At 63.8% G+C, this 20,126-nt stretch carries 21 protein-coding genes; 7 read left to right on the plus strand and 14 right to left on the minus strand.

Annotation, left to right across the window (positions count from 1 at the left end; all coding sequences use genetic code 11):
* Nucleotides 1-22 precede the first annotated feature (22 nt).
* Together HPY44_06995 and mnmG are read right to left on the minus strand one after the other, a co-directional pair.
* Nucleotides 23-589 (minus strand): class I SAM-dependent methyltransferase, encoded by a 567-nt coding sequence (locus tag HPY44_06995; GenBank protein NSW55738.1) that lies wholly within the window; start codon nt 587-589, stop codon nt 23-25.
* Nucleotides 590-722: 133 nt separating this feature from the next.
* Entirely contained in the window at nt 723-2,471 is a 1,749-nt protein-coding gene (gene mnmG / locus HPY44_07000) for a tRNA uridine-5-carboxymethylaminomethyl(34) synthesis enzyme MnmG (protein NSW55739.1), read from the minus strand.
* 103 nt (nt 2,472-2,574) lie between these two features.
* On the opposite strand from mnmG, the gene HPY44_07005 reads away from it, so the two are divergent.
* On the plus strand, nt 2,575-2,922 hold the full coding sequence (locus tag HPY44_07005; protein ID NSW55740.1) for a cupin domain-containing protein: 348 nt from the start codon (nt 2,575-2,577) through the stop codon (nt 2,920-2,922).
* 109 nt (nt 2,923-3,031) lie between these two features.
* A complete protein-coding gene (locus tag HPY44_07010; GenBank protein ID NSW55741.1) occupies nt 3,032-4,075 on the plus strand; it encodes a Gfo/Idh/MocA family oxidoreductase in 1,044 nt (347 codons plus the stop codon).
* Nucleotides 4,076-4,171: 96 nt separating this feature from the next.
* Here the strand turns inward: HPY44_07010 and HPY44_07015 are convergent, their stop codons facing one another.
* A complete protein-coding gene (locus HPY44_07015) occupies nt 4,172-4,480 on the minus strand; it encodes a hypothetical protein (protein ID NSW55742.1) in 309 nt (102 codons plus the stop codon).
* Between the two features lie 209 nt (nt 4,481-4,689).
* Here HPY44_07015 and HPY44_07020 point away from each other — a divergent pair, with 209 nt between their 5' ends.
* A complete protein-coding gene (locus tag HPY44_07020) occupies nt 4,690-6,843 on the plus strand; it encodes a cation:proton antiporter (GenBank protein ID NSW55743.1) in 2,154 nt (717 codons plus the stop codon).
* Nucleotides 6,844-6,875: 32 nt separating this feature from the next.
* On the opposite strand, the gene thiL is transcribed toward HPY44_07020, so the two are convergent.
* The 6 genes from thiL to HPY44_07050 form a co-directional block, all read right to left on the minus strand.
* Nucleotides 6,876-7,889, minus strand: coding sequence for a thiamine-phosphate kinase (thiL, locus tag HPY44_07025; GenBank protein ID NSW55744.1), 1,014 nt, complete (start codon nt 7,887-7,889; stop codon nt 6,876-6,878).
* 105 nt (nt 7,890-7,994) lie between these two features.
* A complete protein-coding gene (locus HPY44_07030; protein NSW55745.1) occupies nt 7,995-8,783 on the minus strand; it encodes a hypothetical protein in 789 nt (262 codons plus the stop codon).
* Nucleotides 8,784-9,059: 276 nt separating this feature from the next.
* On the minus strand, nt 9,060-9,668 hold the full coding sequence (locus HPY44_07035; GenBank protein NSW55746.1) for a hypothetical protein: 609 nt from the start codon (nt 9,666-9,668) through the stop codon (nt 9,060-9,062).
* 336 nt (nt 9,669-10,004) lie between these two features.
* Nucleotides 10,005-11,009 carry an aldo/keto reductase gene (locus HPY44_07040; protein NSW55747.1) on the minus strand — a complete coding sequence of 335 codons (1,005 nt, stop codon included), beginning with the start codon at nt 11,007-11,009 and terminating at the stop codon, nt 10,005-10,007.
* Between the two features lie 5 nt (nt 11,010-11,014).
* Nucleotides 11,015-11,527, minus strand: a complete 513-nt coding sequence (locus HPY44_07045; protein NSW55748.1) for a GNAT family N-acetyltransferase — start codon at nt 11,525-11,527, stop codon at nt 11,015-11,017.
* Nucleotides 11,528-11,530: 3 nt separating this feature from the next.
* Complete coding sequence (locus tag HPY44_07050) at nt 11,531-12,361, minus strand: sugar phosphate isomerase/epimerase (protein ID NSW55749.1); 831 nt, start codon at nt 12,359-12,361, stop codon at nt 11,531-11,533.
* An 861-nt stretch (nt 12,362-13,222) separates the two neighbouring features.
* Between HPY44_07050 and HPY44_07055 the strand changes: the two genes are divergently transcribed.
* Both HPY44_07055 and HPY44_07060 read left to right on the plus strand, forming a co-directional pair.
* Nucleotides 13,223-13,642 carry a hypothetical protein gene (locus HPY44_07055; GenBank protein NSW55750.1) on the plus strand — a complete coding sequence of 140 codons (420 nt, stop codon included), beginning with the start codon at nt 13,223-13,225 and terminating at the stop codon, nt 13,640-13,642.
* Between the two features lie 123 nt (nt 13,643-13,765).
* Nucleotides 13,766-14,212: an Hsp20/alpha crystallin family protein gene (locus HPY44_07060; GenBank protein NSW55751.1), complete on the plus strand. Its 447-nt coding sequence runs from the start codon at nt 13,766-13,768 to the stop codon at nt 14,210-14,212.
* A gap of 118 nt (nt 14,213-14,330) precedes the next feature.
* Here the strand turns inward: HPY44_07060 and HPY44_07065 are convergent, their stop codons facing one another.
* Both HPY44_07065 and HPY44_07070 read right to left on the minus strand, forming a co-directional pair.
* Nucleotides 14,331-15,104, minus strand: a complete 774-nt coding sequence (locus HPY44_07065; protein ID NSW55752.1) for a hypothetical protein — start codon at nt 15,102-15,104, stop codon at nt 14,331-14,333.
* 54 nt (nt 15,105-15,158) lie between these two features.
* The gene (locus tag HPY44_07070; GenBank protein NSW55753.1) at nt 15,159-15,830 is read right to left on the minus strand and encodes a DUF1559 domain-containing protein; all 672 of its coding nucleotides are present in this window, start codon (nt 15,828-15,830) and stop codon (nt 15,159-15,161) included.
* A gap of 394 nt (nt 15,831-16,224) precedes the next feature.
* Here HPY44_07070 and dinB point away from each other — a divergent pair, with 394 nt between their 5' ends.
* Complete coding sequence (dinB, locus tag HPY44_07075; GenBank protein NSW55754.1) at nt 16,225-17,379, plus strand: DNA polymerase IV; 1,155 nt, start codon at nt 16,225-16,227, stop codon at nt 17,377-17,379.
* 21 nt (nt 17,380-17,400) lie between these two features.
* On the opposite strand, the gene HPY44_07080 is transcribed toward dinB, so the two are convergent.
* The 3 genes from HPY44_07080 to HPY44_07090 all read right to left on the minus strand — a co-directional run bounded on the left by HPY44_07080 (nt 17,401) and on the right by HPY44_07090 (nt 19,525).
* Nucleotides 17,401-18,186: an HAD-IIA family hydrolase gene (locus HPY44_07080; protein NSW55755.1), complete on the minus strand. Its 786-nt coding sequence runs from the start codon at nt 18,184-18,186 to the stop codon at nt 17,401-17,403.
* A 20-nt stretch (nt 18,187-18,206) separates the two neighbouring features.
* Nucleotides 18,207-18,989: an S-methyl-5'-thioinosine phosphorylase gene (locus tag HPY44_07085; protein NSW55756.1), complete on the minus strand. Its 783-nt coding sequence runs from the start codon at nt 18,987-18,989 to the stop codon at nt 18,207-18,209.
* A 95-nt stretch (nt 18,990-19,084) separates the two neighbouring features.
* Entirely contained in the window at nt 19,085-19,525 is a 441-nt protein-coding gene (locus tag HPY44_07090) for a hypothetical protein (protein ID NSW55757.1), read from the minus strand.
* A gap of 134 nt (nt 19,526-19,659) precedes the next feature.
* Here HPY44_07090 and HPY44_07095 point away from each other — a divergent pair.
* Nucleotides 19,660-20,126 (plus strand): hypothetical protein (locus HPY44_07095; GenBank protein NSW55758.1); only part of this gene is annotated, 467 nt, incomplete at its 3' end.

Here is a 20,126-nt window from a genome sequence, read left to right on the forward strand (position 1 = left end):
TACGAAGGTTCCCCGTGAGTGGCTATGGACGCGCGTAAAGCGTCGCGATGAGGTTGGGCGCGAGAAGGCCGCTGCGCGACGCAATTGAAAACCCCTTTGGGGCAGAGTCGTAGGCAGGCAGGCCTGGCGAATGCCAGGCGCATATCCAGCGGCGGGATACCTCGGCAGCAATGGCCAATGCCAACCGGGTTTCAGTCATGGCCCGCAGGATCGTCCCGGTGAAGCGGGGCTCGCCGCAGCCAGGACGCAAGTCACAGGTCGGCGTGCGCACATTAGGGATTTGAAGGCGTCGAGACGCGAGTTCGGAAAACTGTGATGCCCGTTCCCTGCGGTCTAGCAGAGTCACACTGCACGCGGGGCAAAGGATCGCCAGAGCGAGACCGAGGGCGCCAGATCCTGCGCCGAGTTCCGCCCAATCGCCGAGGACAGGGCCGTCGAGAAGCGGCGCGAGTGCCCGGACAGGAAGGACTGCGTTCTCCAGGATGGCATCGCGAGAGCAATAGCCTAGAAGTCCTGTGCGTGGCGCGTACTCGGAGAGCCATCCGGCCAGTTGGTCGAGGCCAGCGGCGTCTGTGGAGATCACTTGCAGACCTCTGTTTCACGTGAAACAGGCTCGTAGCCAACTGTCCCGAGTATAGCCTTGGTCCCGCGACGCTGTCAATACGCGCCTACTACAAGTCATGTTTCACGTGAAACAAAGAAAGCCCTGCAGGAGGCAATTCTCAGCGACCACCACGCAGGAAGGCGATGCACGCCGCGTGCAGGGTCGCGAGGTCGGCGGGGGTAATGCCCGGCAGAGCAGCCGCCTCGGACAGGACCGTCGGCCGCGCCAGAGCCAGCCGTTCACGCGCCTCCAACCGGATTGCGAGCTGCGCGAAATCCAGATCGGCGGGGATCGCGATGTTGCTCATGGAAGAAATGGCTCGCATACGAGCCACGTCGCGACGAAGATAGGCGGCCTGGGCCAGAGACAGCTCTCCCAGCGCGCGCGCCGCTGCTTTCGCACGCACGCGCGGGCGCGCGCCACCCGAAAACCCCGCGCTTCCGCCGAGCGTTTCCCCTGGCAGGTCATCGCGGGGAAAGTGAACAAGTCCGATCTCTTCGGCGAGGCCGGAGAGACGGCACCAGGCCCCGTCCTGGCCGAATAAAAGCCGAAACTCGGCACGCGAGGTGAGCATCCGGTACGGCTCGTCCAGATGCTGTTCGGTCAGGTCAGAGATCATGACTCCAATGTATCCATCCCTGCGTCCCAGTCGGATAGGCTCAAGGCCGTGCAGACGCCGGGCGCAGTTGACCCCCGCGACCAGGCCCTGCGCCGCTGCCTCTTCATATCCCGACGTTCCGTTGACCTGGCCCGCAAAATACAAGCCTTTAACGGCAGGAAAGCCAAGATCCGGCCCCAGGCAACTCGCGTCGAGGGCATCATATTCTATGGCGTAGCCCGGGCGGACCATGTGAGCGTGCTCCAGACCTTCGATAGTTCGGAGCATCTCAAGCTGCACATCGGCGGGCATGGCGCTGGACACTCCCTGGACATACACCTCTTCTGTATCCCAGCCCTCGCGCTCCAGAAACACCAGGTGCGCCTGGCGGTCGGGGAACCGCTGCAACTTGGCCTCGATAGAAGGGCAATAGCGTGGCCCCACGCCCGTGATTCTGCCGCTCCAGAGGGCGGACCGGCCCGAATTGGCCCACAGCAATGCGTGGGTGCGCGGGTTTGTAGCGGTTATGTGGCAAGGCACCAGGGGAAGGGACGGACGCCCAACCCGGTCCCGGGAGAAGCGCTGATCGCTGGTCTCGCTGGGCTGGACGCGGACTTTGTCGAAGTCAATGCTGGAGAACAAGACCCGCGGGACCGTGCCCGTCTTAAATCTGCGGATCGGGAGCCCGAGCTGAGCCAAAGACGCACTCAGCTCCACGGAAGCCGCCTCTCCGGCGCGTCCGGCGGGGATTGTGACCTCACCCATGTGTATCATACCGTTGAGAAATGTGCCCGCGCAGAGGACGAGCCCCCGACACGCCAGAGGTCGACCGCTCTGAAGCAGGACGCCGGAGACAGCACGCTCGTCGACGAGGACGCGGACAGCCGTATCTTGAAGAATCCACAGCGATTCCTGCTTTTCCAGCACCGCTTTCATGCACGCTCTGTATAGAGCTTTGTCGGCCTGGGCGCGCAAAGCCTGGACGGCCGGGCCACGGGAGGAATTGAGGAGCCGGATGTGGGTGAAAGAACGGTCGATATTGCGGGCCATCTCCCCGCCGAGAGCATCGATTTCCCGAACCAAATGGGCCTTGCCCGGGCCTCCGATGCTGCAGTTGCAGGGCATGGCCGCTATCGTGTCCAGATTCTGGGTCACAAGAGCTGTGCGCACACCAAGTCGGGCGCAAGCAAGGGCGGCCTCACAGCCCGCGTGGCCGCCGCCGACCACAACAACGTCGAAATCGTCATCGCTGAGAACCCGTGCGGTCATGCGCGCATTCTACACGGGTGCTTTGGGTGGCGCAAGGCCTCCTTGACAGGCGCCTCCACATGAAAGACAATGCTGGGCAGCATTGGCACTCGGGAGTGACCAGATGGGCGAGGACCCTATCGTACGCCACCAGGACGAGATCCCAGGCACGCCCTGTCCGTGCGGTATCAGCCGACGCGTCCTGACACGGGCAGACCGGGTTGTCGCGGGCTTCCATGTCACCGATCTCGGTGACGCGAAACGCCACGTACACCACCGTACGGTTGAAATCTACGCCATCCTCGAGGGGGAGGGCGTGATGGAGCTTGGAAGCGATGTGTATCCAGTCAAGCCCGGACATGTCATTTACGTCCCTGCCGGCTGTCCGCACCGGGCGATGGGGCGGATGCGCGCCCACATCGTCACTATCCCGCCCTTTGATCCCGATGACGAACATCTGTGCGATGACTGAGAAACGCCCCCGAAGGACCTCACACCGGCCCGAGAAGCCGTGTCTCATGGGCCGGCGAGATGGACGAAGTCCCGAATAGGGACCAGAACGACACAGGGAGGAGTTCGAGATGGCCAAGAAGTTTCGCGTAGCATTCGTGGGTGCCGGTGGCATCGCCCAGGGAGCACATTTCCCGGGGTGGAAAGCCCTGCCGGACTGCGAGATTGTCGCCATTGCCGACGTCCGGCGTGAGACTGCCCTCGCGGCCGCGGAAAAAGCGGGCATCGGGGAGGACATGATCTTCGAAGACTACAAGAAGATGCTCGAGTCCGTGGAAGCGGATATCGTGGATGTCTGCACCCCGAACTGCTACCACAAAGACCCCGTCATCGCCGCTTTCAAGGCCGGCTGCCACGTGATCGTCGAGAAGCCCATCGGCGTGTCGCGCAAGGAAGCGGAACAGATGACCGAAGCCGGACACAATGCCGGCAAACTCTTCATGGTCGCCCAGAGCATGCGTTTTCAGGACAATTCGCTGGCGATGAAAGACTGGGTGGATGCCGGCTACGTGGGCGACATTTACTGGGCCCGGGCCAGTTACCTGCGGCAGCGAGGAGTACCGGCGTGGGGGGCTTTCATCGTCAAAGAGATGTCGGCCGGCGGGCCAGGCTATGACCTGGGTGTGCACATTCTCGACCTGTGCCTGCATCTCATGGGGCACCCGGAGCCGGTGAGCGTCTCCGCGGGCATGTGGCTGGAACTGGCCAACAAACCATCCCTGATGAAGCACGATCCCAAGAAATACACGGTGCCTGAGGAGTTTGTTGCCGGTTTCGTGCGTTTCGCCAACGGCGCGGCCATTTCGCTGGAGACCAGCTGGGCATTGAATGTGCCTGAAGGCAGCGGTGCAATCGTTCTCGCGGGAACCAAGGGCGGAATGCAGAACAGCCCCTTGACCCTAGTGCGAGAAGAAGCCGGGATGCTGATGAACGCGACGCCCGCGATCAACCCGTATGCAGGGATTGCCTCCCACAGCGAGGAGATCCGCCGGTTCGTGGAAGCCATCAAGTCCGGTGGCCCTTCGCCAGTCCCGGGCGAACAGGCGATCATGACCCAGCGGATCCTCGATGGTCTGTACACCTCGGCGCAGAAGGGCAAGGAAGTCAAGGTCTAGCCAAGGGGGACCAGGCAGAGACGGCCGGGGAGAGTATACAGGCGGACGGGCCATCACAGGCTCGTCCGCCTGCCCGGTTCCAGCAGGAATAGCCTGTCAGCGCCGGGGTCTGATGAGGGCCTTGATTGTCCCCGCAGCGAAGCCGATGGTGAGAGGGAGGTTGTAGACGGCAAGACGCCAGGCAAGCCCCGAGTGTTCCCGGGCCTCGCGTGCCGCATCCCCAGCCGACTGCGCCAAGGAATCCCAATGCACCGCGGCTGCATGGTAACCGATGAGTTGGAGTGCGATGATCGCGAGGGCGAGAAACACCGCCAGACGGAAGACCCTCAGGCAAGCTCGCCCAAAGAGCCAGCCCACCAGTGCACCCAGGAGCATCATCCCTATGATCGGACCGATCTCGGTCATGGGTTGCCTCCGTTTGGTTCCCAATTGGCATCATAGGTCTCCGGAGAAGAATTGTCAAATCTCACGAAAAACTCTTGTGTAAGCCAATTTAACGTCAGCGAGACACTCACGGCCGGACTGGCGGGGGGCCGTGCAGCTCTTGTGTGGTATACTTGTGCGGCGTATGAGACGCTTCGGCGGCCTGTTTTCTCGCCAGAGGACCGTGACCGATGGACTATCAGTCGATCAACTCGATTTTTGCGCTCAGCTTGCTGCTTGCCGCAGGGTTCGCGGGAGCCCGTTTGGCGAAGCTGGTTCGTCTGCCTTCGGTCACGGGCTACATCCTGGCCGGTATTCTGCTGGGTCCGTCGGCGTTTGACATAATTCCGCACCACCTGATGGAGCAGGAACTGCGGGTCTTCACGGAGATCGCCCTGATGCTCGTGGCCTTCGGCATCGGGGAGCGGTTCGATCTGCAGCAGCTCTCGACAACCTGGCCGCGGTTGTCCAGGATCAGTCTGGGCGAGATCACCGGTGCGTTCGTTCTGGTCTGCGGGGCCGTGTTGCTGACAATGCGCGTGGCGTCGGGTGGTGGGGAAGAGGTGGCGTGGCCCGCGAGCATCTCAGCGGCCTTGATCTGTGCCTCGATCGCGGTGGCGACGGCTCCCGCGGCCACGGTTGCGGTCATGCGGGAACTGCAGGCGGCAGGACCGGTCTCCCGGCTGGTGCTCTCGGCCCTCGTCGTCAACAACGCACTGAGCATCACACTGTTCGGGATCTGCGTTGCCGTGGCTCGCGTGTTGCTCGGGACCGCCGAGGGGAGCGGTCTTGCGCAGGCGGTTCAGCCGGTTGTCCTGACTCTTGCGGCGCTGGGGCTCGGGCTGGCCGGCGGGGTTACTACGGACCTCATTGTGCACCGCCTGTCGAGCCGCGCGGATGTGCTGATCGTGGCCCTGACGGCGGTCTTCTTCTGCGGCGGGTTCGCGCAGTATCTTGGGCTGTCTGCGCTTCTGGCGGGGGTTGCCGCGGGTTTTGCGGTGGTGAACCGGGACCGGCGCGACGTCCGGGCCTTCCGGGCGCTGAACGATTTCGAGCCGCCCATCTACGGCCTGTTCTTCACACTGGCAGGGGCCGATCTTGCGCTGTCGGATCTCGTTCGGTCGGGCGCGGTAGGGGCGGCGTTTGTGATCGCCCGGGCAGTGGGGAAGTACCTGGGCGCGTGGTTGGGTGGGCGCAGCGCGGGGATGAGCTGCGAGCAGGCCACCTCGGTTGGGCTCGGACTTATCCCACAGGCCGGCCTCGCTATCGGTCTGGCTTTTCTGGTGCGACAGGATGCATCGCTGGAAGCTGTGCGGCCGGTGATCATCAACGTGGTCGTGGCGAGTGTCGTGGTCAATGAGCTGATCGGCCCGCCGTTGGTGCGGCTCATGTGTCTGCGGACCTGCGAGGTCCCGGATAGCGATGTCTGTCCGGTCCCACCCGAACCGAGCGAGCTTGATACGGTGGATGTGGTGCCGTGGACGTGGCCGAGGCTCAATCCGCCGGCTCGGGCGAATGGCTATGTGGCGGCGAGCCTGAGTCATCCGATCACTGCTCCGGGCGTGGTGCGGATCGCCACGCTCCTGGGCCACCACTACGGGGCCACGCCGCTCGCGGTGCATGTAGTGACCGAGCAGGCCGAGGATTTCTGGGACATCGGCCCGGACCAGGAGACGGTGTGGCTGTTCCGCCTCGCGCGGCAGGAAGCGCAATCGCTGGGCTACGGCTTGAGCACCGAGGTGGAGTTCGCGGATGAGGCGGCCGAGGGCCTACTGCGCGTAACCCGGACCCAAAACGTGCGCGCCATTGTGCTGGGCCATCCCCGAGCTGCCAAGTCGCGGGGGTTCGGCAAGATTGTGGACACGCTGGCACGGGAGGCGCTGTGCCCGGTTGTAGTGGTGAAACTCGCAGGGCCGCTGCATACCGAGCGGATTTTGGTGCCCATCAGCAGCCGGGGGGACCTGGCGACGGTGCTTCCGGTGATCTGCGCGCTGGGGATGGTGCTGGAACACCAGATGACACTTCTGCGGCTCATGCCACCCGACGCGCAGGCCCAGGAACTTGATGACGCGGAAGGGATGGCCCTGGACTGGGCGCGCGAGTGGAAGGTGCCGGGGCAGGTGAGTTGCCGTGCCGTCGCTACGGATTCGCGAGTACACACGGTGCTTGAGGCGGCACAGGACCACGACGTGGTGGTGATGGCAGCCAGCAGTCAGACGGGCCTCGCGCGAGTGTTCTTCGGGTCTCTGGCCGAGGATGTGGCGCAGCGTATCGATAAACCGATGCTGCTGGTTCGAGCAGGCGCTGAAAGCGCGGGTGGGGGAGAGGAAGACGCCATCATCTAGCGAGCGCCTCCGCGACAGTCCCGCCCGCACGCTCACCTTTCGGCGCGGAAGTGATCCCAGCCCCTGGTCTCGAGTGAAAGCTCCTCACCGTCTTTCCCCAGCAGGGCGACGCCCTCTCCTTCGATTACACGGCCCACGGGTGTCAGAGCACCGAGACCGTTCTCCGCCAGAATCTCGTTGACGCGCCCGATCTCCCCCGGCGCCAGTGACAGCAGCAGCTCATACTCCTCACCGCTGGTGGCGGGAGACCACTGCGGCCTGTGAGAGAGGCGTGCGCCGGCTGCCGCGCACGATGGGTCCACGGGTATCGATGCGGCGATGATCTCCATGCGCACGCCGCTTTCGCGCGCGATATGCCCTGCGTCCTGAACAAGACCGTCGCTGATGTCTATGGCCGCGTGCACAGCCGGGTCGCCGGCCAGTACGCGGGCCTCGGCAACACGGGGAGTGGGATCGGTGAACCGCTTGCGCAGGACGGTGAAGTCGGGCTCATCCAGGAGCGCGGGGTTGCAGCTGAGGAGGTTTACCGCGGCCGCTGATTCGCCCAGACAGCCGGTGATCGCGAGGGTATCGCCTGGCCTGGCGCCGGACCGCACCCATGGTTGCTCGGCCCAGCCGAGCACGACCAGGTCGATCATGATGCTGTCGAAAGCGCCGACGATGTCGCCGCCCACAAGGGGCGCGCCATATTTGCGGGCGGTTTCGGCAACCCCGCGCATGAGATCGGTCGCGTGCTCCGTGCGGGTGTCGGCCGGAATTGCGGCGGTGCAGAAGGTGGCGAAGGGCACGCCGCCCATGGCCGCGATGTCGCTGATTGCCCCCGCCGTGCTGCGCCGGGCAGCATCGTAGGGGCTGATCCAGTCCAGCCGGAAGTGTCGACCTTCGAGGGCGCCATCCACGGTGACCAGGAGCTTGTCCCGACGGCCGACGTCCATCACCGCGCAGTCGTCACCGATTCCCCGAATCACGCCAGGGCCGGGTTCTCCTACCAGTTCGCGAATGCGGTCGATGAACCCGAACTCACCGATGTCCCGCAATGTTGCCATGTCTCATGTTTCCTCCATCCAGGCGGACGCCGCCGCACCCCGGGGAAATGAAAGCGCCGACATCCCGGGCGGAATGTCGGCGAAGGGTGTGGGTAGATCTGGTTTCTAGTTGCACAGCGCGCTGGCGACCTTCGGGAGCCCGTTCTTGATATTGGCGACCCATGCGTCGGCGAGAGCCTTGACTGACATCCCCTTGGATTTGGCGTCCATCGGCGTCGCGGTGACGATGACCGTGCGGCCGCCGTACATGATATCAATGCCGCCATCGGCACGAGGTGCCTGGTGCACCATATCCGGGTTGAAGTTCCCTGCGATGCTGCTCAGCGCCGCGTCGGCTTCCCTGCCGCGCGCGCGCACGGTGGCGTTACCCATGGGATCGGTCAGGCGGAAGAAGACGTGATTACCGATGGCCACGGTGTAGACCGGCGGTCCACCGAAACAGGCACTCGGGGCGGTGGCGAGCAGGCCCTTGCGGATTCCGTCGGCCCACTGCTCAGCCAGGTCACGGGCGCTTGCGGAACCCGATGCCGCAACATCCTGGGGGTAGACGGTAACGATGCGGATCTTGTCGACGTAGACCGTGGGGGCGCCGCGCACTTCGTCGACGTATACCGGCGAGATCTTCCCGGAACTCATGACCTCGATCAGACGCTGCAGGATGATGGCCTCTCGCTCGGCGATAGAGAATCCCGCCGCAGGCGTGCGGATGGTGAAGTACACGAAGGCGTCGGTCTTGATCTCCACAAGATCGGGCTGCCAGGATTCCGCGACCATGGGCCGGTCGTCTTCGGCGCCATAGTAGACAATCTCGTCCGGCACAGCGCAGGCCCCGATCGAGGGAAGAGCGAGAAGGAGCGGCAGTACTGCCAGACCGATCAGGCACACGAGTCTCATGATCGTGCCTCCGGGTACAGCGCAAAATTCCTGGTGCACCGATGCCCGGCACACCAGCCGTTACATAGCATCCTACAGCGTTTCCTGTTCGCGCGTCAACCGGGCGCACCGGGCAACGCGCGAACAGGAGGTTCATACCCAGATAGGACGCAGTTTCAAACGTCAGGGGACGAGGCTGAGCGAGACGTTCGGCCTCTGCGGCGGGAATAGCTGATCTTGCGACGGCCGACAGTCTCGCTCGGTGGCTTCCAGTTCTAGGCGGGTCGCTCTGTAGGCTCAGCTCCTCCGTCGCCGCCACCAGGCGATACCCGCCGGGACCACGCTCAGGAGCAGCAGGCTGGCGGAGGACAGCTCGGGCGTTACCTCGCCCGGTTCCCCATACTCGACCATATAGGCTGTGGCTGTATTGTCTTTGTTCTCAAGGTCCAAGTCATTCCATCCGGGGCCATACACCAGGCCCATGACGAGACCGTTCTCTTCGTTGTCCTCAATATGCATGGTATTGGATGCGTCGTTGGGTTCGACCCAGCCGGAACCGGGTGCCCAATATGTGAAGTCCCACGGCTCTCCCGTGACCCATCGCCAGCCCGTGCTCGTTGTGGGTTGGTTATCAAGCTGATAGCCACCCAACCAGGCGAAGTCTCCGAGAAGGCCGGTGACGAAGGTGTTCTCACCTGCTGACGAGATGGTGGCGAGGTATCCAGTCATGCCCATCCAAGACCTTGACTCAGCGGCCGCCTTCGCATCCGACCAAGAGAGAGAAGCGTCCACCCGCTCGTACCAGTGCCCGTTCCCGCCGTCCGCCAGCTGCCACTGTATCGGTGCACTGTATGCCCCACTCGCCAACAACATGCCCGCCCATACGACAAATACAAGCCATCTCACTGCTAATCCCTCCGTTGCGTCTATTTACGGACGCGAAAGCGCCCGCGCGGCAAACCACCTACCCCGTGGTGCCGCACGGGGGTGAGCGTCGTCTAAGGTTCAGTCACGCTAGTAGAGGGGATTGCCCTACGCCCCTGCCTGGCGTATTGGTTCGACGCCTGTCAGAAGCTTCCTTCTTGTCTGCGAGTTTTTTTCAAGTTCTTGCGGCTGATGGTTCACGAGTCCGAGAACTGTCGAAAAGTCGCCTTTGAGGCCCAATTGGCGGTGCCAGAAAGAGCCGCATCACGCAGGGCGTGCTGTGGTTTTCTCTGGTCTCTTCCACAACTTCAGGACGCTTCAGATCCAGTTCAGCGCCGGGGAGGTGCCCGCGACCATGGGCTGATTTGCGAACTCCCGGTAGCGGTACTGCCAGGTGATCTCGTTCAGGTACTTGATGTCCTCCGGGTCGATCTCCATGTCCACCACGTCATACAGGGGATCGAAATGCTCGGGTCTACTGCCCCCGATGAGCGGGATGACGCACAGAGGCTGCTCCATGACCCACTTCACCGCAAGCTGGTTGATGCCCATGTTGTACTTGTCGGCGACCGCCTGGATCTTGTCAATCACGTCGAAAGTCTCGTCTGTGAGGTCTTGCTGCATGGACTTGATCTGAGCCACGCGCGAGCCCTCGGGAATCGGTTGGCCGCGCTTGTACTTGCCGGTGAGAATGCCGCCGCACTGGGGGCCGTAGGCCATCATGGCGATGTTGAAACGCTGGCAGAAGGGAACGGTCTCGATTTCCACCGGGCGGTCGAGGAGATTGTAGCGGCACTGAATAGAGACGATAGGCTCCCAATTGTGCAGGGCGCTCACGCCAAGCAGGTGGGCCATCTGCCACGCGAAGTGATTGCTAACGCCTATGTACAGCACCTTGCCCTGTTTCACGAGATTGTCGAGGGTTGAGAGGATCTCCTCGGCGCTCACGAGAGGGTCGGGGTGGTGGAGCTGGATCAGGTCGATGCGGTCGGTCCCCAGACGCTGCAGGCTGGCGTCCACGGCCTTGACGATGTGGAATCGGGAGCAGCCCCGGCCGTTGATGCGCTTGGGCCACATGGGCACCCAGAACTTGGTGGCGAGGAAGATATCGTCGCGGATGCCGTCGAGGGCCTTGGACAGGAAGACCTCACTCTCGCCCCTGCCATACGCGTCGGCGGTGTCGATGAAGTTGATGCCCTTGTCGAAGGCCTTGCGGATAATGTCAATGGAAGTCTTCTCATCGCAGCGCTCATAGAAGGTCATCGCGCCCAGACAGAGCGCGGAAACCTGCACGCCTGCATTGCCGAACTTCACGTATTTCATTGAGGTCACTCCCCGCTGGTGTTGCGTGTGTCGGAGGCATCGGGCTCCCACAACAGGACGGCCTTGACGCTCTCCGGACGGAACCCTCGGGCCTGCCAGAAGCGGGCACCGGTGGTATTGCGGACCATGTAAGACAACTCGATGTGCCGGACGCCTGCCGCTTTGAGCACGCTGATGGCAGTATCCGCGAGCAGTCGCCCTATTCCCTTGTGACGGTGCTCGGGCAAGACAAAAAGGTTCGCGATGGTGCCGACGCGATAGTCCACCGCCGCGAGGGGACTGTCGAGGACTGCAGCGGAGATGAACCCCACCGGCCTGTGCTCATGGTATGCCAGCCATACCATGTAGTCCTCGCGCAAGCACAGGCGGTGCACCAGTTTCTCGATAATTCCGTGCTCCAGGGCTTCCGGCGGGCAGACCAGGCTGTAACCGGCCATCTCGTGGTTGAGCTTCTCGTGCAGATCCACGAGGGTATCCATGTTCTCGGGCCCGGCGCTCGACACCCTGATCTCACCCACGGCTCACCTCCAGGTCTGAGCAACTCGCTGGCGCAGGAATGTGAGGGACGCCTGGGTGTGCGCCAACGGGTCGTCGTCTTCGAGGCAAAGGGAGCCTCGGTACCCTGCATCCGATAGCCTGCGCAGGAGCGCCTCGAAATCCACCGCGCCCTGGCCGCAGGTGGTGTTGTGCAGGCCGCCCGGGAGACGGTCGGCGATGTGCACGTAGGCCACTTTGTGGATGACGCTGTCCAGCAGTTCGGTGGGGTCCTGGGCGCTGAACAGGGGTGAGCCGGTGTTGAAACAGACCCTCACCGGCGCGCTGGACAGGCGCTGGAGAAGCTCGAGGAAGCTCTCGGAACGGGTCACGACCGATGCTTCCTGTTCTCCGCGGAGCCGGGTGTCGTTTACGAGACAAGGGGTCACGCCCAGGCGGTCCACCTCGTCGGTGGTGCGGGCGAGCGCCTCGGCCGCCGTGGCAAGTGATTCGGACAGCGGCACGTCCGGGCGCACGGAGCCGGCAGTGATCACCAAGACGGGCGCGCCGAACACCCGGGCCGCCTTCGCCGCCTCGAGCGCCTGGAAGTGAGCGGCCTGAACAGCGTCGGGATCAGGCCCGGCGAACTGGGTGGCGCAGTTGACTGCAGAAACGGCAAGCCCGTGGCGATCAATGCGCCTGCTTACAGCGCGCAGGATCTCAGGCGTACGCCCCGGCAAGACGCTCCAGGGCAATTCCACCTGGCGCAGGCCGAGAACATACGCCCGGGCCAGCCAGTCCTCAAGTGGCGGGAAGCCGCAGCGCTCGTGGGAAACTACATTGCGCACAGGCAACCAGGATATATCGGGTCGGGACATGCTGAGACATCTCCCGGAAGGAGATTTCTGCCGACACGGGTGATGTTCAGCGCTGCCCTGCAAAGCACCTTCAGGGCTGCAAGACACAGGCCGCAGGGAACCGCCGGAGGCCTCCGGCCGTGTGAAGGCGACTTTCAGTTCCACAGGCATCTGCGCGTCATCTGTCGCAGTCCCGCACTTGGCTGGACTTACCGGGATCATCTGCTCTCCCAGTCAGGCAGCTGGGCATCATGTCATCGCTGGACCAACCATGTTCGGGACCCGTCGAAGTGAGGCGCTCTCTTTGTTGGGCATGAGTTCCGCGGGCTGAGCGTTTCCAAGCCTACCGAGATTGGGCGGTCTCCCTGTCCGGAGTCAGTTCCACTGGCTCGGAGCGTGCAGGAGTCTCGCTGCCGGGCCTTTTGCCCCATAGCCCGCGCAACGGGCGGCAGCTTATAGCCACGGGTGGAGTGGAGCGAAGCGAAAGGGAACCCGTGGGTTCCGGCCTCATCGTGATACTGAGCCCCCGAACGTGGGCGGCACAATGCGGGAGGCGCGCTTGTGTCACTCCCTTCAGGGGCTCTTGGGCCTTTATGTGGCGCCGGTACCCAGGGGCTGCGTCCCGCCTCGCGGTCCTTACCCCTGGCTAGCCTTGTGCTCCCTGCTTCGCGGGCTTTGAGGCTACCGCAACGACCCGAGGCATTGCTGCGCGTACTTTACGAGGGGATCGTGCCGGGCCGGCACGACCCCCACCCGCTTTTCGCGGTCAGATTCTCCTGTCAGGTAGTCGTTGCGGCAACGTCAGAGGATGTGCTAACATGATAGACGGACGATGGCTGTGTGCCGCGTGATTTTTCTGCCGCACGACAGGGGGGGCCCTCCTTGCTGCAGACTTCCGCCTGTGATTTCTTCGCGCCTTCCGTTCTGTTGCGTATCGTCTTCGAGAACCTTTGGCCACTGCTGAAGATGGGCTGGCCGCTGGTCGCGCTGGTGCTGATATTGGTGGCCCTCCACCGGGTCCGTCGCCTGAGAAGTGGCCACCGTGACCGAGCGCGCATGGTTGCAGACCCCTCAAACCCTGCGAGTGAGGCTTATAGCGGGGCGAGTGAGGTATCGCGCGCAAAGGATGAGCCCGACGAAGACGGCCTCACCTATCCCATCATCTGCGTGCGCTGCGGTAAAGCGGACAAGGTGCCTTTCGAACCGCGCCCGGGCAAGACATTACTCTGCCACGACTGTTACACGGAGACGTTCCGTTGGGCCGAGAACCCGGCCAGGGGCCGAGATTCGAGAGCCGAGTGAGGCGCAGCACGATTTTGCGAAGATTTTGGGCTTCAAACCGGCAATCGAGGTTTGACAGCATGAAGCTCAGGGTATATATACGTGTGCGACTAAACCAGGGCTATGCGAAAGGGGGTTACCACTATGTCTCTGGTACGTTGGCGAAGGCCGCATGATCTGCCCGCTGTTTTCGACGAGATGGACCGCATGTTCAACCGCTTCCTGCGCTCCCCGCTTGTGCGCTGGGGCGACGAGGAGCCCATTGATTTCGGGCCGGCCATCGACGTCTACGAGACCGAGACGGACGTCGTGGTCAAAGCGGAGTTGCCCGGGGTCAAGAAGGAAGACATTGACTTGACGGTGCAGGACGACCGGCTCATCATCCAGGGCCAGTCCCGTCAGGAGGAAGAGGTCAAGGAGGAGGGCTACCACCGCAAGGAGATCCGCACGGGGTCCTTCCGGCGAGTTGTCGCCTTCCCCACCGCTGTCAATACTGAGGCACTCACGGCCAAGTTCGATAACGGGATCCTGACAGTCACCGCACCGAAGACGGCCGAAACGCCCAAGGGAACGAAGGTCCCCATCGAGTAAGCGGCGAGACCTGAGCAGCTGAGAAGTGAATCGCAAGGGCGGCCCTGTCACAGGGCCGCCCTTTTGCTTGATGAACGGGGGGGCAGCATCCTCCAAAGGGCAGGGAGCCGCCCGCGGTTCAGCGCTTGTAGGTCACGTTCAGGCCCCAGATGGGTCGGTCGAAGTTGGACCAGCCCACGTGGACGGAAGCATCCCAGGTATCATCCGGGCTACTGTAGACATTATAGGCTACGTGAGGGCGAGGTACCCGGCCGTCGTACTCGAACCCCAGGTTGATCTTCTCGGCGGGGTAGTAAGAGACCGCGCCGAAGACCCCGTGGAACTTCTCGGTGCCCAGACCCAGGGTGACAAAGAGTGGCTTTGCGCTTTCCTCGATCTTTCGCGTAGCGGTGACGTAGAAGCTCCGGGCGCCCCCATTCTTTCCGGCCTGCGCCTGGCGCTGGTCGAAGATATCCAGGATCCCCACGGCAACCGCCGGAATGTCACCGTCCTCGGGGCAGAGCTGGTACTGGAGGTTGACGGTGTTCACCCATTCCTCGTCCACCACGAAGTAGGTCGCTGCCAGGCCGTGCCCGGGCTTTCCGAAACCCACCATCGCGGCGGCCGAGCCATCGGTCCGGTGGCCGCTGAGCTTGATGCGGAAGCGAGTGTCGCGACTGGCGGAGTTGTACATCACCGCGTAGTTGTCCTGGGTGGGCGTGTAAGCGCACGGGACGTTCATGTGGAACGCTCCGCCGAACCCGAACTGGCCGAACTCATTGACCGGAATGCCGCTGCCGGGAAGCCCGCAGACATGCCGAAACTCCGGGTATTTGAGCCAGTCCTCAGCCCAGACCGCGCCGCAAAGTGCGCTCAGACACGCCAGGAGACACACGAAAAGCAGGGCTCTCATGGACGTCGCTCCGGGTTCTGTATCATTCGGCGAGCCTTTCGCTCGCGGTCGCGGCTAGTCAGCCTCGATGGTATAATAGCTGGCGCTGAAGGAGTCCTGCCGGCCCCACTTGACGTGGCCGTCGTAGAACAGGAAGTTCGAGCCGTCATTGTGGATCGGCTGGGGCGCATAGATGTTCGAAACTCCCCAGTTCACGGGCGCATTGCCGTCGCCGGGCCATGCGATATACCTGGGGCCGGGGCGATTGCACCACTCATTGTCGAACAAGTTGATAGTCTGCGCAGGCTGAGTGATGGACGAGTCGGCCACATCGTAGATCGTGGCTTTAGCGCCATTGAAGTAGCCCAGATTCCGGCCGTAGCCGAAGATCCGCACGGTGTTGCCGTTGCCGAACCGGTCCTTCTCGCCACTGCTGGGGCAGAAGAGAATCTGCCAGTTGGCCATGTAGGGCTGGAGTAGCTGGGGCCAGGAGTAGTAGATCTGCCGCGTGGCGTCCAGCGGGTCTGCGAGGAGCGTGGAGTAGCGGCAGTGCATGTAGCTGCTGTCGTAGTCTACCTTGTACTGCTCGAAAGCCAGTCCAATCTGTTTCAGGTTGCTCTGACAACTGGACTGTCGCGCTTTCTCGCGGGCCCTGGCAAAGACCGGGAAGAGGATCGCGGCCAGGATTGCGATAATTGCGATTACGACCAGAAGTTCAATCAGAGTGAAGCCGCTTCGCCTGGGCATGCAGCCACCGCCCCGTGTTGTGAGGGATAACCCATCGTTGCAAGAGTATACCACTGGCCAGAGCGCGAAGGCAAGCAAAGGCGGCCGGCGGGGGTCCGTTCCCTGAGAGAGAGCGATTCCGGGGGCCTCCGCTCCGGACTGGAAGCGAGCGCCTTCGCGGGCGTCGCTTCCAACGTCCCTCGCAGCGGGCACATGATCGCGTGGGGCGGGCCTCTCGCCCGCCGGCTGTTGACGTTGCCGTCTGTCTTCCTTCAGGCCCCGGAAGGGGCCCTGCGCCCAGAGCCGGGGACGGAAGCCCCTGGATTCTCTGAACCCGACGGCGTCTTGGAAGGTTCGGCCCCGGGCTGTTGTCCCTGACCTGGCCCTTTGAGACCGCAGGCAATATCCATACACCATGCGCCATATCATCCACGTGGACATGGACGCTTTCTTCGCGTCCGTCGAGCAACTGGATAACCCCGAACTGCGGGGCAAGCCCGTGATCGTCGGCGCCAGCCCGGATGCCCGGGGAGTGGTTTCGGCTGCGTCCTATGAGGCCCGGCGTTTCGGCGTCAAGTCCGCCATGCCTTCGTCGCAGGCGAAGCGCCTGTGCCCTGAAGGAATCTTTGTTCCGGTGCGCATGGGCCGGTACGTGGAGATGTCCCGGCAGATCATGCAGATCTTCCAGCAGTACACCCCCCTGGTGGAGCCGGTGTCGGTAGACGAAGCGTTCCTGGATGTTACCGGGTGCGAGCGGCTCTTCGGCCCGGCGCCCCAGATCGGCCGCAGTATCCGGGATCGGATCGCTTGCGAGATCGGGCTGTCGGCATCTGTAGGAGTAGCGCCGAACAAGTTCCTGGCGAAGCTTGCGTCGGACCACGATAAGCCCGGCGGGCTGGTGATCATCGAGCCGGAGAATGTGCTGGAGTTCCTGGCTCCATTGCCGATTTCGCGTCTGTGGGGAGTGGGGAAGGCCACGGAGCAGCGCCTGCGCACCCTGGGGATTCATACTATCGGGCGCCTTGCGGAGTACCCGCGGGACATGCTGGTGCGGCAGTTCGGGGTGATGGGCGGGCAACTGCATGACCTGGCCCACGGGATCGACGACCGGCCGGTGATCGTCCAGAGCGAGGCCAAATCGGTGAGCAATGAACACACGTACCAGGTGGATACCCGGGACCCGGACGTGATGGAGAGAACTCTGCTCTGGCTGTCGGACAAGGTGGGTGCGCGTCTGCGAGAAGCGGGCCTGCGCGGGAGAACGGTGCAGCTCAAGGTGCGCTTCGGGGACTTCACGACTATCACGCGGCGCGAGACCCTGAGCAACCCCACCGACGCCAACGCGGTAATCTATCAGACCGCTCTCAGCCTGCTGCGGGCGGTCCCGCTGGAGAGCCGGAAGGTGCGACTGCTCGGCGTGGGAGTGTCGGGCTTCGACCAGCCGGCGCAGGCAGCGCTTTTCGACGCGCAGCAGGAGTCTCATTCGCCGCTGGATGACGCGCTCGATGAAATCCGGCGGAAGTTCGGGACGGATAAGATCAAGCGCGGGCGGCTGATTGATGGGGACTGAGTGGGGGAGAGGCCGGTCCACTCAGGCCCGATGGATCGCGAGTTCCGCCACGCTCTCGAGTATGTGATCCGGCGGCACAGGCGCTTCCTCCAGCGGCGTCAATTTCCCCGCGCCCGTGAGCACCAGCGCCGTGCCCATCCCCGCCCGGTGCCCGAAGAGGATGTCGGTATCCACCCGGTCGCCCACCATCAGGCAGTCTCCCGCAGGCACCTCCACCCGCGACCGCACGAGTTCGGCCAGCACCAGCGAGGGCTTTCCGCCATACGCCTCCACCTTCCTGCGCGAGCAGGATTCAAGAGCTGCCACGATAGCCCCGCAGTCAGGCGCATAGACGCCTCCGAGCATGGGACAGGTCACGTCGGGATTGGTCGCCACGAAACGGGCGCCCCGGTTCAGCGCCTGCAAGGCGTCGTCAAGTTTGCGATAGTTGAAGTCGCGATCCCACGAGGCCACAACTACCTCCGCCAGGCCCGGTTCGTTGGTGATGCGCAGGCCTGCGGCGAGTAGGTCTTCGATCACTGGCGCTTCACCGATGACGTACGCTCTCGCGCCCGGCATCTCCCGCGCGAGGTAGTGCGCCAGGGCCTGCGAGGAGTTGAGCACATCGGCCTCCTGCGTGGGTATGCCCAGCTGCGTGAGCTTGGCGGCATACTCGGCGCGGGTGCTTATGGGCTTGTTGGACAGGTACATGACCTTGCGGCCCGCGCGCTTGAGTGATTCGAGGGCTTCCCGAGCTCCCGGGATCAGTTCGGGGCCGAGATACACGGTTCCGTCAAGGTCGAACAGATACGCGGCGAAGTCGTGGATCGGTCTCAATGGGGCACTCCTCACGTTTCCGGTTTGTGGGTCCGGCAGCGGCAATCGCGGTCGCTCTCAATGTTCTGGACGAGGCGCAGAATGAAGTCGCGCAAAGCGGGAAAGGTCTGTTCCATGAGTTCCGAGACCTCGCCTTCGGTCAAGGGCTCGGAGGCGATCCCCGCCGCGAAGTTGGTGACGACGCAGACGCTTATGTAGCAGATTCCCGCCTCCCGCGCCAGCACCACCTCAGGCACGCCGGTCATGCCCACGAGGTCCCCGCCCAGCATAGAGAACATCCGGATTTCCGCGGGCGTCTCGAAGCGCGGGCCCTCGGTGCAGACGTACGTTGCCGCCGGATGCACGTTCACGGGCTCCCTGGACAAGAGCGTGAAAGCCGTGCGGCGAAGGGAAGGGCAGTAGGGCTCGGTTACGTCCACGTGCCGCACTCCGGACAGGCCCCCATCGTAGAACGTGAGCGGGCGGTTCTTCGTGAAATCGAGGAACTGGTCGGGCAGGACGAAATCCCCCGGCTGCATGGTCTCGCGCAGCGAACCCACCGCATTGGTGGCGATGATGCACTCGCAACCCTCGCGTCGGAAGGCGTCGATGTTCGCCCGGTAGTTCACCCGGTGGGGTGGGATCGCGTGGCCGAGTCCGTGGCGCGGGACGAACACAAGCTGGTGCCCGGCGTAGGTGCCTTCGGCGATGTTCACACTCTCGTAACTGGTGGGTACGCGGCGGCTGCGGCTCACGACGTCGCCGAACTCGTAGACGCCTGTGCCCCCGATGATTCCGATCCGCATGGCCTGCATCTCCCGTGTCCGCGAGTGATCTGCCCGACAGGCGCGAAGGCCGGGCAACCCTGGCGGCGCCCGGCCTTCACAGTTCACATTCCGGCGTCACACGCCTACTGGTGTGCCTGGTAAGCCGCCTTGGAAATCTCGGCGACCTCGCCGGTGAAGATGTCGATCTTGATGCAGCGCTCGATCTCGCCCAGGACGGTGCGCCCGTAGACGAACTCCTGTCCTCGGGCGATGGAGGCTTCGAGGGTGACCTTGCCGGTCTCGTCGATGCTCTCCGCGGGGACTGCGGTCTCTTCGCCGGGCGCGGGGGAGTAGAACAAGCTCGCGCCGGGGGCGATCATGAAGGTCACGTTGATCTTCACGGAACCGGTGATACGTGCAGTCCGGAAACTGCTGGAGACCTGGCGACCCTCTTCCTCAAACACTATGGTCTGGGTGCCATCCGTGGCGGTCTTGTAGCGCAGGTCATTGACGACTTTCGGGACGGCCGTGATGTCGGGCAGCACGAAGATCAGTGTTACGACCCCGTCTTCGGCGGTGGACACCTCCACGCTTCCGCCGACGCTGGCCGAGGTCAGAATCGCCTTGGCGCGCTCAAGATCGGAAGCGCCCAAGTTGGTGAAGGAGAAGGAGCAAGTAACCGGCACCGGCGGAAATGCAGGCTCAGCCGGAGCCGCAGGTGCTTCAGCCGGAGCGGCAGGTGCTTCAGCCGGAGCGGCGGGTGCTTCAGCCGGAGCCGCGGGTGCTTCAGCCGGGGCGGCGGGTGCTTCAGCCGGAGCGGCGGGTGCTTCAGCCGGAGCCGCGGGTGCTTCAGCCGGGGCGGCGGGTGCTTCAGCCGGGGCCGCGGGTGCTTCAGCCGGGGCCGCGGGTGCTTCAGCCGGAGCGGCGGGTGCTTCAGCCGGAGCGGCAGGTGCCTCTGCCGGAGCGGCGGGTGCTTCAGCCGGTGCCGCAGGTGCTTCAGCCGGAGCGGCGGGTGCTTCAGCCGGAGCGGCGGGTGCTTCAGCCGGGGCCGCGGGTGCCTCTGCCGGAGCGGCGGGTGCTTCAGCCGGTGCCGCGGGTGCCTCTGCCGGAGCGGCCGGTGCTTCAGCCGGAGCGGCGGGTGCCTCTGCCGGAGCCGCGGGTGCTTCAGCCGGTGCCGCAGCTGCT

Source organism: Armatimonadota bacterium, from assembly GCA_013314775.1.
GTDB lineage: Bacteria > Armatimonadota > Zipacnadia > Zipacnadales > JABUFB01 > JABUFB01.

What these genes read in the sequence shown, in the direction of transcription:
- HPY44_07005 (NSW55740.1), top strand. Translation starts at nt 2,575, where the DNA reads ATGGGCGAGGACCCTATCGTACGCCACCAGGACGAGATCCCAGGCACG.
- HPY44_07020 (NSW55743.1), top strand. Translation starts at nt 4,690, where the DNA reads ATGGACTATCAGTCGATCAACTCGATTTTTGCGCTCAGCTTGCTGCTT.
- HPY44_07085 (NSW55756.1), bottom strand. Translation starts at nt 18,989, where the DNA reads ATGCAGGCCATGCGGATCGGAATCATCGGGGGCACAGGCGTCTACGAG.
- HPY44_07070 (NSW55753.1), bottom strand. Translation starts at nt 15,830, where the DNA reads ATGCCCAGGCGAAGCGGCTTCACTCTGATTGAACTTCTGGTCGTAATC.
- HPY44_07065 (NSW55752.1), bottom strand. Translation starts at nt 15,104, where the DNA reads ATGAGAGCCCTGCTTTTCGTGTGTCTCCTGGCGTGTCTGAGCGCACTT.
- HPY44_07015 (NSW55742.1), bottom strand. Translation starts at nt 4,480, where the DNA reads ATGACCGAGATCGGTCCGATCATAGGGATGATGCTCCTGGGTGCACTG.
- HPY44_07030 (NSW55745.1), bottom strand. Translation starts at nt 8,783, where the DNA reads ATGAGACTCGTGTGCCTGATCGGTCTGGCAGTACTGCCGCTCCTTCTC.
- HPY44_07040 (NSW55747.1), bottom strand. Translation starts at nt 11,009, where the DNA reads ATGAAATACGTGAAGTTCGGCAATGCAGGCGTGCAGGTTTCCGCGCTC.
- mnmG (NSW55739.1), bottom strand. Translation starts at nt 2,471, where the DNA reads ATGACCGCACGGGTTCTCAGCGATGACGATTTCGACGTTGTTGTGGTC.
- HPY44_07060 (NSW55751.1), top strand. Translation starts at nt 13,766, where the DNA reads ATGTCTCTGGTACGTTGGCGAAGGCCGCATGATCTGCCCGCTGTTTTC.
- HPY44_07050 (NSW55749.1), bottom strand. Translation starts at nt 12,361, where the DNA reads ATGTCCCGACCCGATATATCCTGGTTGCCTGTGCGCAATGTAGTTTCC.
- dinB (NSW55754.1), top strand. Translation starts at nt 16,225, where the DNA reads ATGCGCCATATCATCCACGTGGACATGGACGCTTTCTTCGCGTCCGTC.
- thiL (NSW55744.1), bottom strand. Translation starts at nt 7,889, where the DNA reads ATGGCAACATTGCGGGACATCGGTGAGTTCGGGTTCATCGACCGCATT.
- HPY44_07010 (NSW55741.1), top strand. Translation starts at nt 3,032, where the DNA reads ATGGCCAAGAAGTTTCGCGTAGCATTCGTGGGTGCCGGTGGCATCGCC.